Raw genomic sequence first — 16,608 nt, 5'->3', positions numbered from 1 at the left:
GTTTATGGCCGTTATTCCGCGACTTTCTTTTTCGCCGCGCGTTTAGCTTTGGTGGCAGCAGCGATTTTAAGCGTTTTCGCCGATGGCTTTTTCGCTTTTTTGTCGCCTTTTTTCTCAGTCGCTTTTTTATCCGCCTGAGGTTTAGCTCTGCCTTTCTTCTCGCCACGGAAAGCACTATCCGGCTCGAAATTCACCTTTTTGCCCATCTGGCGACGTCTGCCGGTGTTTTTACCTGCATCACCTTTTTTCGCTTTTTCGCGCGCGGTTTTACCCTCATTACGCGGTGCGCGTTCACTGGAGATCAGGCTAAAGTCGATTTTACGCTCGTCCATGTTGACGGCTTCCACACGAACTTCCACACGATCGCCCAGGCGATACATCTGACCGCTGGATTCCCCCGTCAGGCGTTGTCCAACCTGATCAAAGCGGTAATAGTCATTATCCAGTGAGGAGACATGCACCAGACCGTCAATAAACAGCTCATCAAGACGAACAAAGAAACCAAAACCGGTCACGCTGGCAATCACGCCTTTAAAGACATTACCGACCTGATCCAGCATAAAGTCGCACTTCAGCCAGTCAGAAACGTCCCGCGTAGCTTCGTCAGCGCGGCGCTCCGCCATGGAACAGTGCTGGCCCAGTTGCAACATCTCTTCCATCGAATAATGGTAGCCCCCCGTTTCCGTGGTGTTACCTTTGTGGCCCTGCTCCTGTGCCAGCAAATACTTAATTGCACGGTGCAAAGACAGATCCGGATAGCGACGAATCGGTGAGGTAAAGTGTGCATAAGACTGCAGCGCCAGACCAAAGTGTCCGCGGTTTTCTGGATCGTAAATCGCCTGCTTCATTGAACGCAGCAGCATAGTTTGCAGCATTTCCGCGTCAGGTCTGTCGGCAATTGATTCCAGCAACTCGGCATAATCACGTGGCTCTGGTTTGTTACCACCAGGCAGTTCCAGTCCCAGCTCTGCCAGTACGGAACGGAAGGACGTGATCGCTTCAGTGGTCGGCTTGTCGTGGATACGGAACAGTGCAGGCTCTTTGGCTTTCTCAACGAATCGTGCCGCTGAGATGTTAGCCATAATCATGCACTCTTCAATCAGTTTGTGCGCGTCATTACGCTGGGTCTGTTCAATACGTTCAATGCGGCGTTCGGCGTTGAAGATAAATTTGGCTTCTTCACTTTCAAACGAGATACCGCCACGTTCTTCACGGGCTTTATCCAGCACTTTGTACAGATTGTGCAGCTCTTCAATGTGTTTAACCAGCGGCGCGTATTGCTCACGCAGCTCCTGATCGCCCTGCAGCATGTGCCAGACTTTGGTGTAGGTCAAACGAGCATGGGAGCTCATTACCGCTTCGTAGAATTTAAAGCCGGTTAAACGACCTTTCGACGAAATGGTCATTTCGCACACCATGCACAGACGATCCACCTGCGGGTTCAGCGAACACAAGCCATTGGAAAGCACTTCCGGCAGCATCGGTACGACCTGCGACGGGAAGTAGACGGACGTACCACGATTGCGAGCTTCCTGGTCCAGCGGTGTTGGTGGTCGAACATAATAGCTTACGTCAGCGATAGCCACCCATAAACGCCAGCCGCCACCGCGTTTCTTCTCACAATAAACGGCATCATCGAAGTCACGCGCATCTTCACCGTCAATTGTCACCAGCGGTAAATCACGCAGGTCAACGCGGCCAATTTTGGCCTCTTCCGGTACTTCCTCTTTAAGCCCGGCGACCTGCTTCTCTACCGCCTGCGGCCAGATATAAGGGATTTCATGAGTACGCAAAGCCATATCAACGGCCATGCTAGTGCCCATGTTATCGCCCAACACTTCAACAATTTTACCTACCGCTTTGGTGCGTCGGGTTGGGCGCTGGGTAAGTTCAACCACTACCACAAATCCCATGCGGGCGCCCATTACCTCTTCAGGTGGGATAAGGATATCGAAGCTCAGGCGGCTATCATCTGGTACCACAAACCCTACGCCGGCGTCGGTGAAGTAGCGACCGACAATCTGGCTGGTTTTTGGCACCAGTATGCGCACAATACGTGCCTCGCGACGGCCTTTACGATCCGCGCCCAGCGGCTGTGCCAGAACCTGATCGCCATGGATGCAGGTTTTCATCTGTTCGCTGGAGAGGTACAGGTCGTCTTTACGTCCTTCAACGCGCAGAAAGCCGTAGCCATCACGGTGGCCAATAACGGTACCTTTCAGCAGGTCAAGACGTTCCGGCAGCGCATAGCACTGACGGCGAGTGAAGACCAGTTGCCCATCACGCTCCATAGCGCGCAGACGGCGACGTAGCGCTTCTAACTGCTCTTCACCTTCAATGTTGAGTTCAACAGCCAGCTCATCGCGGTTGGCCGGTTTTTCACGTTTGGTTAAATGTTCGAGGATAAATTCCCGGCTCGGGATAGGGTTCGCGTATTTTTCAGCTTCGCGTTCCTGGAAAGGATCATGTGACATCTCGGTTCCTCCGTTGTCATCTCTGATGAAGATTTTCGTCACTCCACCAGCAATAATTTATAAAGCGGTTGATTATTTTCAACCAAATCGGCAAGTGTGTAGTTGTCCAGTTCCGTCAGAAAACTTTGCACTGCTTTAGAAAGCGCCTGTTTGAGTCGACAGGCAGGGGTTATGTGGCAAAACTCGCTGCTACAGTTGACCAGCGATAAAGGTTCCAGCTCGCGAACCACATCGCCAATACCAATAGCCTTAGCTGGTTTGCCCAGGCGGATACCGCCGTTTTTTCCTCGAATAGCAGTAACGAAGCCCGCCCGGCTAAGCTGATTGATTATTTTGACCATATGATTACGGGACACGCCGTAGACTTCTGTCACCTCAGAAATACTGGTCATACGTCCTTCGGGAAGCGACGCCATGTAGATTAGCGCACGTAATCCGTAATCGGTGAAACTTGTTAACTGCACATCAACCTCAGGAAAAAGGGAAAACGGATAAGCCTGGTAGTATTAATTATATTGATGATAAACCAGCCACCAGCCAGGTCGCTAATTTATTTCAGTTCGGGAAGGAAAAAAGCGAGGAACTTACAAGATTTTAAGCCGGATACCAGCGTAAAACGCCTTATCCGGCCTACAAATGCCCACTCACTGTAGGCCCGACAAGCATAGCGCCACAGGCGCTATGCAACAACCATAATTATGCGTCGAACGGGTCGCGCAGGATCATAGTTTCAGTACGGTCTGGACCAGTTGAGATAATATCAATTGGTACACCGGTCAGTTCTTCAATACGCTTGATGTAGTTCAGAGCAGCCTGCGGCAGACCACTACGTTCTTTCACACCAAAGGTAGATTCAGACCAGCCAGGCATGGTTTCGTAAATCGGCTCGATACCTTTCCAGTCGTCTGCTGCCAGCGGGGTTGTCGTGACTTCACGTCCATCCGGCATACGGTACGCCACACAGATTTTCACCTCTTTCAAACCGTCCAGTACGTCCAGTTTGGTCAGGCAGAAGCCAGACAGGGAGTTAATCTGTACTGCGCGACGCACAGCAACGGAGTCCAGCCAGCCGGTACGACGACGACGACCCGTGGTCGCGCCATATTCGTTACCCTGCTTGCACAGGAACTCGCCGACATCATCAAACAGTTCAGTCGGGAACGGACCTGCACCTACACGAGTAGAGTAGGCTTTAATGATACCCAGCACGTAGTCCACATAACGTGGGCCCAGGCCGGAGCCAGTTGCCACGCCACCAGCAGTGGTGTTGGAGGAGGTTACGTACGGATAGGTACCATGGTCGATATCCAGCAGTGTACCCTGCGCACCTTCGAACATGACAAAATCGCCACGTTTACGCGCCTGGTCCAGCAGATCGGAAACATCAACAACCATAGAGGTCAGGATGTCGGCAATCGCCATCACATCATCCAGCACTTTTTGGTAGTCAACTGCTTCAACTTTATAGAAATTCACCAGCTGGAAGTTGTGATATTCCATCACTTCTTTCAGTTTTTCAGCGAAGGTTGCTTTATCAAACAGATCGCCAACGCGCAGACCGCGACGAGCTACTTTGTCTTCATAAGCCGGACCGATGCCACGACCGGTGGTGCCGATCGCTTTCGCGCCACGCGCTTTCTCACGTGCGTTATCCAACGCGACATGATAATCAAGGATCAGAGGACAAGCTTCAGACAGCAGCAGGCGCTCACGGACAGGGATACCACGATCTTCCAGTCCTTTCATCTCTTTCATCAGCGCGGACGGAGACAGCACAACACCGTTACCGATGATGCTGATGACATTCTCGCGAAGAATACCTGATGGAATAAGATGGAGGACGGTTTTTTCACCGTTGATTACGAGAGTATGGCCTGCGTTGTGACCACCCTGGTAGCGCACAACATATTTAGCCCGTTCAGTCAGAAGATCGACGATCTTCCCTTTACCTTCGTCACCCCATTGGGTGCCCAGTACGACGACGTTGTTACCCATTTTTCAAAATCACCGTTTGCTTAAAAATGGATTCTACCACCGCTTTTTCAGATATACAGCACTTTTTGCATCCAAAAATTCGTAAATTAGTCTACTTATTAATCAGCCAATCGTTTTCCTCAACATGTAGTAGACCACAACGCCCGCAACCACAAGACCGCCGCCAAAACGACGTAAAATATTTTCCGGCAGTTGTGCCATCGCAGAGATCATTTTCTTCCAGGCACTGGGATACAGCATCGGACCAAGACCTTCCAGCACCAAAACCAGCGCGAGCGCCAGCAAAATTGTTGAGTTCATCCGCTGTCCTTATATAAAAAGAAAACCACCGCATCCCTGAGGACGCCGGTGGTTTTACTGGTCTAAAACCGCTGGGCTATTTTAGCGTGTCGCGGAATTCGGTGTCTTCATGTAACGGAAGAAATCGCTGTCCGGACTCATAATCATCACGTCCTGATTACCTTCGAAGCTCTTCTCGTAAGCACGCAGGCTACGGATGAAGGCGTAGAAGTCAGGATCCTGACTAAATGCGTCGGCAAACAGTTTAGCGGCCTCCGCATCACCTTCACCACGCATAATACGGCCCTGGCGCTCAGATTCTGCCAGCGTTTTAGTAACTTCATAGTCCGCTGTTGCGCGCAGTTTTTCCGCTTCTTCCTGACCTTGTGAACGATGGCGACGCGCTACCGCTTCACGCTCAGCGCGCATACGGTTGTAGATAGCCTCGGACACTTCGGCCGGCAGGTTGATTTGCTTGATACGCACGTCGACCACTTCGATACCCAACGCCGCCATACTGTTCGGGTTGATGACCGGTACTTTACCGTTCGTTTCAGCCTGAACACGTTCAGCTGCTTCGGCAATTGCACTATCCGCCGCAGGGGTCGCTACTTCATCTTCCGTGCCAGCAGATCCGGAGTTCAGCGCGTCACGGACTTCCAGGGTCAGACGACCACGAGAATCGGTAACGATGTCTTTTACATCCAGACGACCGATTTCAGAACGCAGACGGTCAGAGAACTTACGTTTCAACAGAACTTCTGCCTGAGAAACATCACCACCGCCTGTTGCCAGGTAGTAACGGCTAAAATCGCTGATACGCCATTTAATGTAGGAATCAACGATCAGGTCTTTCTTCTCTTTGGTAACAAAGCGATCGGCCTGGTTGTCCATGGTCTGAATACGCGCATCAAGCATTTTCACTGATTCAATAAACGGGATCTTAAAGTGCAAACCCGGTGCAAAAACCAGCGGCTTGTTGTCATCGTCGCGCAGAACTTTACCAAAGCGCAGCGTAATACCGCGCTCGCCTTCTTTGACGACAAAGACAGACATGAACAGAACTACCAGAACGATGATAATAATCGCAATAACTGACTTACGCATCGTTATTCCCCCTGACGCTGGTAGTCGTTACGCTGCGCGTTCGCGCGGCGTTGGTCCATAATATCACCCTGACTGGTGGACGAAGTGCTGCTTGCTCCAGTACTGGAGGTTGATGCCGGTGGCAGACGCAACAGGTTTGAGCTGCTGTCAGATTTTGCTGCTGGCGCATTTCCGCCTTTAAGCATCTGATCTAACGGCAGAACCATCAGATTGCCGCCCTTATCGTTAACCAGTACTTTGCGGGTATGGCTCAGCACTTTTTCCATGGTTTCAATATACAGACGCTCGCGAGTAATTTGCGGTGCGGCTTTATATTCCGGCAGAATTTTTGCAAAGCGAGCCACTTCACCCTGTGCTTCCAGGATGGTTCGCGTTTTATATGCACGCGCTTCTTCAAGAATACGCTGCGCCTGACCATTTGCGCGTGGCTGAACTTCGTTGGTGTACGCTTCAGCTTCACGGATGTATTGCTGCTCGTTTTCACGTGCTGCGATGGCATCGTCAAACGCGGCTTTCACCTCTTCCGGCGGACGTGCAGCCTGGAAGTTGACGTCCAGCAGAGTAATACCCATGTTGTATGGACGGATGGTCTCTTCCAGTTCACGCTGGGTGTCGCTACGAATAACAGTACGCCCTTCGGTCAGAATACGATCCATGGTGTATTTACCGATAACCCCACGTAAGGCGCTGTCGGTAGCCTGGCGCAGACTGTCATCAGCACTGGTTACGCTAAACAGGTAACGCTGCGGATCGGTAACACGGTACTGCACGTTCATTTCAACGCGCACGACGTTTTCGTCAGATGTCAGCATCACGCCGGATGCAGCAAGCTCACGCACAGCTTCGACGTTTACCGGAGTAACTTCGTCGATAAATGTCGGTTTCCAGTTCAGACCCGGCTCAACCAGATGGCTGAATTTACCGAAGCGTGTCACCACGCCGCGCTCCGCTTCTTTAATGGTATAGAAACCGCTGGCTGCCCAGATAATGACAATTGCCGCTGCTGCGATAGTAAAGACCCGTCCTCCCAGTTGTGGACGCGGGCCTTGCGATGAACTACCGCCACCAGAACCTGTACCTTTACCGCCACCCAGACCACCGAGTTTTTTACTCAGTTTGCGGAAGATATCATCAAGATCGGGAGGTCCCTGCTCACGACCACCTTTGTTTCCATTTCCCTCAGGGTTGCCGCCAGGTTTGCTGCTTCCCCAGGGGTCGCGGTCTTGTCCGTTATTACCGGGCTGATTCCACGCCATGTTTGTGCTCCATATTTGTTATGCGGTGATATACCCCGTTTTTTGCACTACAGGAGCGTTACCGCCTTCCTGCAACCCAAAATTCGATGAGTATTGGGCAAAAAATCCCCAGGCATTTCCTCCCGGTCAGACGATGTAATCTGCCAGGGTCGGTTCTTGTTTACAGAGGCGACGCCAGTCAACGATCGGCATACGAACTTGCAGACCTACGCTGCCATCCTCCTCCATCCACTCTTTTTCTATTGCCTGAAGTTGGTAAAACCGGCTTCTCAGACGCCCTTCCTGCGGCGGTAAACGCAACGTATGCTGCGCAACCTCACCGGAAAGCCGCTCTGTCAAAGCCTGAAAAAGTTGTGGTATACCAATGCCAGTTTGCGCAGAAACCCAAACGCGGATTGGTTTATTCTCTTCATCTCTGTCGATACGCGGTTCAAAATCATCCAGCATATCGATTTTATTCATCACCAGCAGGGTCGGGATCTCGTGCGCGTCGATCTCTTCGAGAACCGTATCCACAGCCTGAATATTTTCCTGCACACGGAAATCTGCCGCATCAATAACGTGCAGCAGCAATGTCGCCTGACGCGTCTCCTGCAAGGTGGCTTTAAACGCCGCCACCAGGTCGTGCGGCAAATGACGTATAAACCCGACGGTATCCGCCAGCACAGTTTCACCGACATCCGCTACGTCTATACGACGTAGTGTAGGATCCAGGGTCGCAAACAGTTGATCTGCTGCGTAGACCCGGGCTTCGGTTATCTGGTTGAACAAGGTGGATTTTCCGGCGTTGGTATATCCCACCAGTGATACGGTTGGGACATCCGCTTTCTTGCGCGACTGCCGCCCCTGCTCACGTTGCTTTTCAACTTTTTCCAGGCGCGACTGTATCTGCAAAATGCGATTACGCAGCAAACGACGGTCGGTTTCGAGCTGGGTTTCACCCGGACCACGCAAACCAATACCGCCCTTTTGCCTTTCAAGGTGAGTCCAGCCACGGACCAGGCGTGTAGCCATATGACGCAACTGCGCCAGTTCAACCTGCAACTTACCCTCATGGGTACGTGCACGCTGGGCAAAAATATCTAAAATGAGGCCAGTCCTGTCGATGACAAGACACTGGCATAACTGTTCCAGGTTACGTTCCTGGGCAGGGCTTAGAGCATGATCAAAAATCACCACCGCAGCGCCTGTCGCTTTCACGGCTTCCGCAATTTCGATTGCCTTACCTTCACCAACAAAAAACTTCGGGTGCGGTGCTTTACGGCTCCCGGTAATCACCTGCATTGCTTCGACACCGGCGGAAGAAACCAGAGATTCAAACTCCTGGAGATCTTCCATATCTTTGTCTTGCGAAAAATAGATGTGTACCAGTACCGCCTGCTCACCGGCATCATAACGGTCAAACAAGCGTCAACCCCTTAATATATATCAACGGGGAACGCAGGATCTCTGGCTCCCCGTGTGTAAAACAGCCAAAACCTTATTCGGTTTCTTCGCTGTCCTGTTGCGCAGATGAACCCTGCGCGTTGCTACCGTGATGGTAGTTACTGCTGGTGCCGCCGGTGGCGTTATTGCTGTGATGAGAAACCGGGCGAGACGGGACAACAGTAGAAATCGCGTGCTTATAAACCATCTGGCTGACCGTGTTTTTCAACAGGATCACGAACTGATCAAAAGACTCGATTTGACCTTGCAGCTTAATACCATTCACCAAATAAATAGAAACTGGAACACGTTCCCGACGCAGTGCGTTCAGGAACGGATCTTGTAAAGATTGCCCCTTAGCCATTCTCTCTTTTCCTTATATGCTTATTTGTACTTTGAACCTTTCGATTCTGAAAAATTGCGCACGATACGTTTCAATTGTACACATTCAGTTCGCGATAGCACCAACAACCTGTAATACTTCGTTTCGCGCCTGGTCAGGCTTTTCACTGTCAAGCCAGTGCACCCCATCCCAACCACGCAACCAGGTTACCTGCCGCTTCGCCAACTGCCTCGTGGCGCAAACACCTCTATAAACCATTTCATCATATGAGATTTCACCTTCAATGTATGACCACATCTGGCGATACCCAACACAACGAATGGAAGGCAAATCCGTATGCAAATCTCCTCGGGCAAAAAGCGCCCGGACTTCTGCTTCAAAACCTGAAGCTAACATCTGATGAAAACGCTGCTCAATTCGCTGATGGAGCAGTTCACGGCTCGCCGGGGCGATAGCAAACTGATGCACCTGATACGGCAAAGCATCTCCTGACGTTTGCGTCAGCTCCGTTAAAGTTTTACCCGAAATGAAAAAAACTTCCAGTGCCCGGGAAAGTCTTTGCGGATCATTTGGATGAATCCGCGCTGCGGCAACAGGATCAATCTCCTGAAGCTGCCGATGTAACGCGTCCCACCCAAGCTCTGCCGCCTGCTGTTCAATTCTGGCCCTGACCTCCGGATCCGCCGACGGTAACGGCGACAACCCCTCAAGCAAGGCTTTGAAATATAACATTGTGCCGCCTACTAACAGCGGGATACGCCCCGCTGCAGTAATATCAGCCATCTCGGCTAGCGCATCTCGACGAAAATCCGCAGCAGAATACGCCTGTGCCGGATCGCGAATATCCAGCAATCGGTGCGGTGCAGCCTTTAGCTCTTCAGCATCGGGCTTGGCGGTACCGATATCCATCCCCTTGTAAATAAGGGCGGAATCAACGCTTATCAACTCTACAGGCAAAACTTTACGCAATTCAATTGCTAATGCCGTTTTACCAGAGGCCGTTGGCCCCATTAAAAAAATTGCCTTTGGCAGGCTCGCCTTACTGATATCACTCATGTTTCAGGGCGTTCATTACCGAATGTAAATCAACAGGTTGTAACAGACCACCCGGCGGCGCCTTCACAAGCTGCGGACAGAGCCGCTCAACATCCGCCAACAGCGTAATAGCCTGAGCCATGCTCCACTGCGGATGTTCACTCATCAGGTTACGCGCAATCCACTGTGCAATGTTGCCATGTTCGAATACGGACTGCTGCGCCAGGTAGCCTATCAGTTCAGGAATCAAGATTTGTAAATTTTGTTGGCGTAAGGGTAAAGGCACTGCTCGGATGGTCACATGCTGCGCATCCAACTGAAATTCAATGCCCAAATCCGCCAACTGGCTTTGCGCTTTTTGCAAAGCCGCCTTTTCATCTGCGGTCACTTTCAAACGCAACGGGATCAGCAATGGCTGAGCACAAACAGGTCCCTGTCCCGGCGTCAACTGCGCCTGACGCAACCAACGTTCAGCTACCGGTAGCGCCAACAGCCGGATATGTCCGTCGCATTCGAGTAACGCGCAGTCTGCACCGACGATTGTCAGGACTCGGCCAAAACTTTGGCTGTGTCCGGCAAGAGAAGACTCTGCCACGTTGGGTACAGCGGATTTGTGCGTTGGAACCGGAGCAGGTGTCTGAAGTAGTTGTTGGTAAACTTCACCCTGTTGCTTTTGATACCCAGGCTGAGCATGCGGCCAACTGGCAGATGCCTGGCGACCGCCACCACTCCCTGCCGATACGGAATAACGCGGCGTAGTGGGTTCACGTGCTGGCGCAGGTTCTGCAAAGTGATTACGTCCCGCCGCAACCCGGTTTTCCGGGATATGCCTTGGTAGAGGATCTTCATCACCCTCCAACGGAAGCGATGTTTCAAGCTGTTGTTGCAGTACGCTCAGCACCCCCTGATAGATAAAATCATGCACCAGGCGGGACTGATGGAAGCGGACTTCATGTTTGGCAGGATGCACATTTACATCCACCTGATGCGGATCAATTTCCAGATACAAGACAAATGCGGGTTGTTGATCGGCCCCTAACTTGTCTTCGCAGGCCTGGCGGATAGCGTGGTTAATCAGCCGGTCACGCATCATACGACCATTCACGTAGCAGTACTGAATTTCTGCCAATGCCGCAGTGGTGTGATTCGGGTCAGCTACCCAGCCCCGCAACGTCAAATCGCCATGCTGCCACTCAATAGCCAGCGCCTGCTCCAGAAATGGCGTGCCACAAATAGCGCCCAGTCGACGCTCTTTTTGCCCATCGGCTGTCACCGCGCGGTACTGGCGCATTATTTTACCGTTGTGTGACAAATTAATCGTCACGTCAAAACGCGCCAGCGCAATGCGTCGGATGATTTCGTCAATATGATTAAACTCGGTTTTCTCGGTGCGCATGAACTTGCGCCGCGCTGGCGTGTTGTAGAACAAATCCAGCACTTCCAGCGTAGTACCCACCGGATGCGCAGCAGGTTTAACCGTCACGTCCATATCGCGCCCTTCAGCATACGCCTGCCAGGCTTCGGGTTGTTCTTGTGTACGGGACGTCAGGGTTAAACGTGAGACAGAGCTGATACTTGCCAGCGCCTCCCCGCGAAACCCGAGACTAACGATAGCCTCGAGATCGTCAAGTGAGGCTATTTTACTGGTGGCATGGCGAGCCAGCGCCAGCGCCAGCTCGTCTTTTTTGATACCACAGCCATTGTCACGAATGCGGATAAGCTTTGCACCACCGCGTTCGATATCAATATCAATACGTGTAGCACCCGCATCAAGGCTGTTTTCCACCAGTTCTTTTACTACCGACGCAGGCCGTTCTACCACCTCACCTGCGGCAATCTGGTTCGCCAGCTGTGGCGGTAGAACCTGAATCGGCATGGCTAATCCTTAATTTGTTAACGTATCACCCGGTGATACAGCGCTGGCTGTTTGTGACGGTGCGCCCTGCGGCCCCGTTTGCATAGGGTGCGCCAGGAAGTAGTTACGCAACCCTTTATAAATCGCCTCTGCCAGTTGCTGCTGATAATCATCGCTCGCCAGCAGGCGCTCTTCACTGTTGTTACTGATAAAACCGGTTTCAACCAGTACTGACGGGATATCAGGCGAGCGTAATACGCCAAGGCTGGCGTGCTCTGGTCGACGTTTGTGCATCGAACCAATACGCTCTAACTGGCCGATCATACTGGTCGCCACATCATACCCTACGCGCTGTGAATGACCGAACTGCAGGTCCAGCACCGCCTGGCTTAAGTACGGATCGGACTGACTGTTTGCCAGCACATCCCCCGCACCACCCAACAGCTCAGATTGCTTCTCATGCTGTTCCAGCCAGCCGGCCATTTCACTGTTGGCACGACGGTTTGACAGTACCCACACGGAAGCGCCGGTGGCATCCCGGTTTGGTGCAGCATCCGCATGAATAGAGACCAGGAAATTGGCATTTTGTTTACGAGCGACGTCAGAACGCCCCATCACCGAAATGAAGTAATCGCCATCACGGGTAAGCACGCCTTTAAACATCGGGTCGTCATTCAGCAAGCTACGCAGCTTACGCGCAACCGCGATAGTGACGTTTTTCTCCCGCGTACCGCCAGGCCCGATAGCGCCGGGATCTTGCCCACCGTGTCCTGCATCGATAGCGATAACGACTTTATCGCCATTGTTGTTGGTCGCCCGGGCGGCAGGTCGCGTGACCGTATTGCTGTTGGTCACGGCAGTTGTACGATTGCTTTCCGTTTTAAACGGATTGCGTGCAGGCTCAACCGAACGCGGGGCAACAACCGGCGCTTCAACACGCTTCACGACCACTGGTGGAGGTGGAGGCGGTGGAGCATCGGCTTTGATCGTAAACACGACAGTATAGTTACCACCGTTTTGCCGTTTCACGGCTTCAGCTTTCCCGTTTTCGGTTAAATCGACGACCAGCCGCAGAGACTGCGCGTCATTCGGCGTGCCGGAGCGGATCGCCTTCACCAGATTATTGCCACTAAACAGCAGCGGTAATCCCTGAATCACACCGGATTGTTTGATATCCAGCGCGACAGTTCGTTTCCCGTCCTGCGATACGCTGTATTCAGGATCGCCAATAAAACTTAACGTGATCCGCGCCTGTTGGTCACCGTTGGAAACCTGAAGATCCGAGAGGCTGGCGGCTCCTGCCTGCGCGCACAGCAGGACCAGGGTTGCCATCAGCCAGTTTCTGATGCGATAAATCATCCCGCCACCCTTAAGATTAATCGGCTAAACGCGCCAGCAATAAATCACCCGATGAGGAGACGGCACTTACGCGCGCCTCCCGACCTTGCGCCTGGTACTCAATGTGTATTTCGACGTCCGGGTCAGGAAGCACACCTTTACCTTGTTGCGGCCATTCCACCAGGCAAATTGCATCATTGGCAAAATAATCTCGGATCCCCATAAACTCCAATTCTTCCGGGTCCGCAAGTCGATACAGATCGAAGTGATACACCATCAGGTTATCGAGTGAATAGGGTTCAACCAGTGTGTAGGTGGGGCTTTTTACATTGCCTTTGTGACCCAACGCCTGCAGGAATCCCCGGCTAAAGGTGGTTTTACCCGCACCCAGATCGCCGTACAAATAAATAACAGTTGCGCCGTCACAGGCGTTGGCTACCCGCAGTCCCAGGTCTAAAGTCGCCTGTTCATCAGGTAGCGGAATTACTCGATTCATCATGATAAACGTCAATCACATCAGGGTTAACAATACGCTGTAGCGTGGTAAAGAGATCTGTCGCCAGCATGCCGCGAGTTCCAAAACGCGCTGCCAGCACATCCGCCGCCGCACCGTGCGCGACACATCCTGCACACGCTGCATCATACGGGGTAAGCTTCTGTCCGAGCAATGCACCAATAATACCGGAGAGCACATCGCCCATACCGCCGCTGGCCATTCCTGCATTGCCGGCATCAATAATACCCAACGCATTTTGTTCGGAGGCCACAACCGTACCCGCACCTTTCAGCACCACTACACCTCCGTACCGTTTTACCAGACGTTGTGCAGAAAGTAAGCGATCGTCTTCAATTTCTGCTATGGAACAGCCCAGTAGTCGCGCGGCCTCACCTGGATGCGGCGTGATCACGCGATTGTGACGTTTATCGGGGTTGATTGCCAGCAGGTTAAGCGCATCAGCGTCCCAGAGCATTGGTTTACGAAAATTCTCCACTTTTTGCAGCGCTTTTTTGCCCCACTCCTGCTGCCCAAGCCCAGGACCAATGACCACCACATCCGCCCATTCCAGATTTTCCTCCAGCGCATGCGGCGTTAGCGTATCCACCATCAACTCCGGACGGGCAGTCAGGATTGGCGCAATGTTTTCGCTGCGGGTCAGAACTTTAACCAGCCCGGCACCTGCGCGAAGTGCGGCTTCACCGGCCATACGTATTGCACCAGCAGTGCCATGGTCGCCACCAATAATCACCAGTCGCCCGTGGGAGCCTTTATGCGATGTCGGTCGGCGCGGCGTTAACCAGTGGGCAAGTTGCGAAGCATCAAAACGCTGAACAGGCACTTCCTGCCCTGCAAGCCAGGTCTCCAGCCCAAGAGCATTAAAATGAAGATGCCCAGTGACATCACGCGCTTTACCGGTTAACAGTCCCGGTTTTAACGCAATAAAAGTGACGGTATGCGCGGCACGCATCACCGCACCTGGCGTCGCTCCTGTCTGCGCCAGCAGACCGGACGGAATATCTATCGCCACCACGGGAGCAGGGTGCGAATTAGCCAATTCGATCAATGCAGCCAGAGGGGCGCGCGGTGCATGTTGTAAGCCGGTACCGAGCAGCCCATCAATAATGACATCCACCTTTTCCGGCCAGATAATATCTGGAGCATGGATAACGCCCCCTGCATTCAGCCAGGCGTCACGCGCCTGCTGCGCCTCTTCAGGGAGAGGCTTGTCACTCTCCTGCGCCAGTAATGTGACGTTAATACCCACCGCTTTGGCAAGCCTTGCGACCACATAGCCATCCCCACCATTATTTCCGTGGCCACAGAGCACCAGCCAGTGCCGGGAGTCCGGGTACGCGTCGCAGGTAACCTTAAATGTTGCCTCTCCCGCTCGTAGCATCAGTTCATAAAGAGTCAGCCCAAGACTGTCTGCAGCCTCACGTTCCGCTCTCTTGATGTCATCGGCGTGCCAGATGGAGTGTGGTATACTTGCGAGGTTTTTCTTCATTGTATGGTCCGTCATGTCAGAGCCCCTCGATCTCAATCAGTTAGCGCAAAATATTAAGCAGTGGGGGCTGGAACTTGGCTTTCAGCAGGTCGGTATTGCCGATACCAACCTTAGCGAAGCCGAACCCAAACTGCAGGCATGGCTGGATAAACACTATCACGGCGAGATGGACTGGATGGCCCGTCACGGCATGATGCGTGCTCGTCCCCAGGAGTTATTGCCCGGGACTTTACGCGTCATTAGCGTACGAATGAACTATCTCCCTGCCAACGCGGCCTTTGCCAGCACCTTAAAGAATCCGACCCTGGGCTACGTCAGTCGATACGCACTGGGGCGTGACTACCATAAACTACTGCGTAACCGCTTAAAAAAACTGGGAGAGATGATTCAGCAACACTGTGTTTCGCTGAATTTTAGACCTTTTGTTGATTCTGCGCCTATTCTTGAGCGTCCACTGGCGGAAAAAGCCGGGCTTGGATGGACAGGTAAGCACTCACTTATCCTTAACCGTGAAGCCGGTTCATTTTTCTTTTTGGGTGAGTTACTGGTTGATTTACCTTTGCCAGTGGATCTGCCAGCAGAAGAAGGATGTGGGAAGTGTGTCGCCTGCATGACCATCTGCCCGACTGGTGCGATCGTTGAGCCGTACACCGTAGATGCCCGTCGCTGCATTTCTTATCTCACCATTGAGCTGGAGGGTGCAATTCCGCAAGAATTTCGCCCACTGCTGGGAAATAGGATCTATGGCTGCGATGACTGCCAGCTCATTTGTCCCTGGAATCGCTATTCGCAGTTAACCGTAGAAGACGACTTTAGCCCACGCAAACAACTCCACGCCCCAGAGTTAATTGAACTGTTTAGCTGGAGCGAAGCGTGGTTTTTAAAAGTCACAGAAGGTTCTGCCATTCGTCGTATTGGTCACTTGCGCTGGCTACGAAATATCGCCGTCGCGCTGGGTAATGCCCCCTGGGATGGGGCTGTTATCAATGCGCTGGAAAATCGCCGAGGTGAGCACCCACTTCTCGATGAGCACATAGAATGGGCGATTGCGCAGCAAATTGAGAAGCGAAATGCCTGCGTGGTTGAAGTGCAACTGCCGAAGAAGCAGCGCCTGGTCAGGGTCATTGAAAAAGGCTTGCCACGTGACGCTTAAGTCATCCACAGCTTGTGTATAAAAATAAAAACACATTGATATTCAAGAGGGAAAAAATCGTCAAGTGATCGCATTAACAGTTTGAAATGATAATTAATTCAACGTATTCAATTAATTACAAAGATACTATTCACCCGGCTAAGTTTTTTGCATTCCAGGAATAATATCCGAACCTGTGGATAAGTCTGTTTACAAGAGTATGTCAAAGACAAAAGAAAACAGCCCCAACGCGATAATTCGTTGTGGATATGTTTATTGAGATAAGAATTTGGAGCGGGAAACGAGACTCGAACTCGCGACCCCGACCTTGGCAAGGTCGTGCTCTACCAACTGAGCTATTCCCGC

The 16,608-nt window shown here is 52.2% G+C and carries 14 protein-coding genes and 1 tRNA gene; 1 reads left to right on the top strand and 14 read right to left on the bottom strand.

All coding sequences use genetic code 11. The features are described from left to right. Nucleotides 1-11: 11 nt before the first annotated feature. The 13 genes from rnr to nnr form a co-directional block, all read right to left on the bottom strand. The gene (rnr, locus tag OGY01_RS16855) at nt 12-2,474 is read right to left on the bottom strand and encodes a ribonuclease R (RefSeq protein ID WP_045438967.1); all 2,463 of its coding nucleotides are present in this window, start codon (nt 2,472-2,474) and stop codon (nt 12-14) included. 38 nt (nt 2,475-2,512) lie between these two features. Beyond that, nucleotides 2,513-2,938: a nitric oxide-sensing transcriptional repressor NsrR gene (gene nsrR, locus OGY01_RS16850; RefSeq protein WP_045438964.1), complete on the bottom strand. Its 426-nt coding sequence runs from the start codon at nt 2,936-2,938 to the stop codon at nt 2,513-2,515. A 232-nt stretch (nt 2,939-3,170) separates the two neighbouring features. Then, entirely contained in the window at nt 3,171-4,469 is a 1,299-nt protein-coding gene (purA, locus tag OGY01_RS16845; RefSeq protein WP_045438961.1) for an adenylosuccinate synthase, read from the bottom strand. Nucleotides 4,470-4,571: 102 nt separating this feature from the next. After that, complete coding sequence (locus OGY01_RS16840; RefSeq protein WP_003025602.1) at nt 4,572-4,769, bottom strand: DUF2065 domain-containing protein; 198 nt, start codon at nt 4,767-4,769, stop codon at nt 4,572-4,574. A gap of 81 nt (nt 4,770-4,850) precedes the next feature. Then, entirely contained in the window at nt 4,851-5,855 is a 1,005-nt protein-coding gene (hflC, locus tag OGY01_RS16835) for a protease modulator HflC (protein ID WP_045438957.1), read from the bottom strand. A gap of 2 nt (nt 5,856-5,857) precedes the next feature. After that, nucleotides 5,858-7,111, bottom strand: a complete 1,254-nt coding sequence (gene hflK, locus OGY01_RS16830) for an FtsH protease activity modulator HflK (protein WP_048222322.1) — start codon at nt 7,109-7,111, stop codon at nt 5,858-5,860. 126 nt (nt 7,112-7,237) lie between these two features. After that, on the bottom strand, nt 7,238-8,518 hold the full coding sequence (gene hflX, locus OGY01_RS16825) for a ribosome rescue GTPase HflX (protein WP_045438953.1): 1,281 nt from the start codon (nt 8,516-8,518) through the stop codon (nt 7,238-7,240). A gap of 73 nt (nt 8,519-8,591) precedes the next feature. After that, nucleotides 8,592-8,900 carry an RNA chaperone Hfq gene (gene hfq / locus OGY01_RS16820; protein WP_045438949.1) on the bottom strand — a complete coding sequence of 103 codons (309 nt, stop codon included), beginning with the start codon at nt 8,898-8,900 and terminating at the stop codon, nt 8,592-8,594. An 84-nt stretch (nt 8,901-8,984) separates the two neighbouring features. Further along, a complete protein-coding gene (miaA, locus tag OGY01_RS16815) occupies nt 8,985-9,935 on the bottom strand; it encodes a tRNA (adenosine(37)-N6)-dimethylallyltransferase MiaA (protein ID WP_048222323.1) in 951 nt (316 codons plus the stop codon). Then, on the bottom strand, nt 9,928-11,790 hold the full coding sequence (mutL, locus tag OGY01_RS16810; RefSeq protein WP_200012434.1) for a DNA mismatch repair endonuclease MutL: 1,863 nt from the start codon (nt 11,788-11,790) through the stop codon (nt 9,928-9,930). The genes miaA and mutL overlap by 8 nt, the downstream gene beginning before the upstream one ends. Nucleotides 11,791-11,799: 9 nt before the next feature. Beyond that, nucleotides 11,800-13,128: an N-acetylmuramoyl-L-alanine amidase AmiB gene (amiB, locus tag OGY01_RS16805; protein WP_136345328.1), complete on the bottom strand. Its 1,329-nt coding sequence runs from the start codon at nt 13,126-13,128 to the stop codon at nt 11,800-11,802. A gap of 16 nt (nt 13,129-13,144) precedes the next feature. Next, a complete protein-coding gene (gene tsaE, locus OGY01_RS16800; RefSeq protein WP_045438937.1) occupies nt 13,145-13,606 on the bottom strand; it encodes a tRNA (adenosine(37)-N6)-threonylcarbamoyltransferase complex ATPase subunit type 1 TsaE in 462 nt (153 codons plus the stop codon). Next, complete coding sequence (nnr, locus tag OGY01_RS16795) at nt 13,578-15,125, bottom strand: bifunctional ADP-dependent NAD(P)H-hydrate dehydratase/NAD(P)H-hydrate epimerase (protein ID WP_284096896.1); 1,548 nt, start codon at nt 15,123-15,125, stop codon at nt 13,578-13,580. Before nnr ends, tsaE begins: the two co-directional genes overlap by 29 nt. Here nnr and queG point away from each other — a divergent pair. Next, complete coding sequence (queG, locus tag OGY01_RS16790; protein WP_045438931.1) at nt 15,124-16,263, top strand: tRNA epoxyqueuosine(34) reductase QueG; 1,140 nt, start codon at nt 15,124-15,126, stop codon at nt 16,261-16,263. The two genes, nnr and queG, sit on opposite strands and share 2 nt — an antisense overlap. Nucleotides 16,264-16,532: 269 nt before the next feature. On the opposite strand, the gene OGY01_RS16785 is transcribed toward queG, so the two are convergent. Continuing rightward, nucleotides 16,533-16,608: transfer RNA gene (locus OGY01_RS16785), tRNA-Gly, on the bottom strand.

The sequence above is a fragment of the Citrobacter sp. Cm038 genome (assembly GCF_030333105.1).
GTDB lineage: Bacteria > Pseudomonadota > Gammaproteobacteria > Enterobacterales > Enterobacteriaceae > Citrobacter > Citrobacter murliniae.
This window is presented reverse-complemented; position numbering and strand designations above follow the sequence as displayed.

Coding starts and splice junctions, on each gene's coding strand:
- hflC (WP_045438957.1), bottom strand. CDS start 5,855: ATGCGTAAGTCAGTTATTGCGATTATTATCATCGTTCTGGTAGTTCTG.
- purA (WP_045438961.1), bottom strand. CDS start 4,469: ATGGGTAACAACGTCGTCGTACTGGGCACCCAATGGGGTGACGAAGGT.
- nnr (WP_284096896.1), bottom strand. CDS start 15,125: ATGACGGACCATACAATGAAGAAAAACCTCGCAAGTATACCACACTCC.
- rnr (WP_045438967.1), bottom strand. CDS start 2,474: ATGTCACATGATCCTTTCCAGGAACGCGAAGCTGAAAAATACGCGAAC.
- hfq (WP_045438949.1), bottom strand. CDS start 8,900: ATGGCTAAGGGGCAATCTTTACAAGATCCGTTCCTGAACGCACTGCGT.
- mutL (WP_200012434.1), bottom strand. CDS start 11,790: ATGCCGATTCAGGTTCTACCGCCACAGCTGGCGAACCAGATTGCCGCA.
- hflK (WP_048222322.1), bottom strand. CDS start 7,111: ATGGCGTGGAATCAGCCCGGTAATAACGGACAAGACCGCGACCCCTGG.
- miaA (WP_048222323.1), bottom strand. CDS start 9,935: ATGAGTGATATCAGTAAGGCGAGCCTGCCAAAGGCAATTTTTTTAATG.
- tsaE (WP_045438937.1), bottom strand. CDS start 13,606: ATGATGAATCGAGTAATTCCGCTACCTGATGAACAGGCGACTTTAGAC.
- queG (WP_045438931.1), top strand. CDS start 15,124: ATGTCAGAGCCCCTCGATCTCAATCAGTTAGCGCAAAATATTAAGCAG.
- OGY01_RS16840 (WP_003025602.1), bottom strand. CDS start 4,769: ATGAACTCAACAATTTTGCTGGCGCTCGCGCTGGTTTTGGTGCTGGAA.
- amiB (WP_136345328.1), bottom strand. CDS start 13,128: ATGATTTATCGCATCAGAAACTGGCTGATGGCAACCCTGGTCCTGCTG.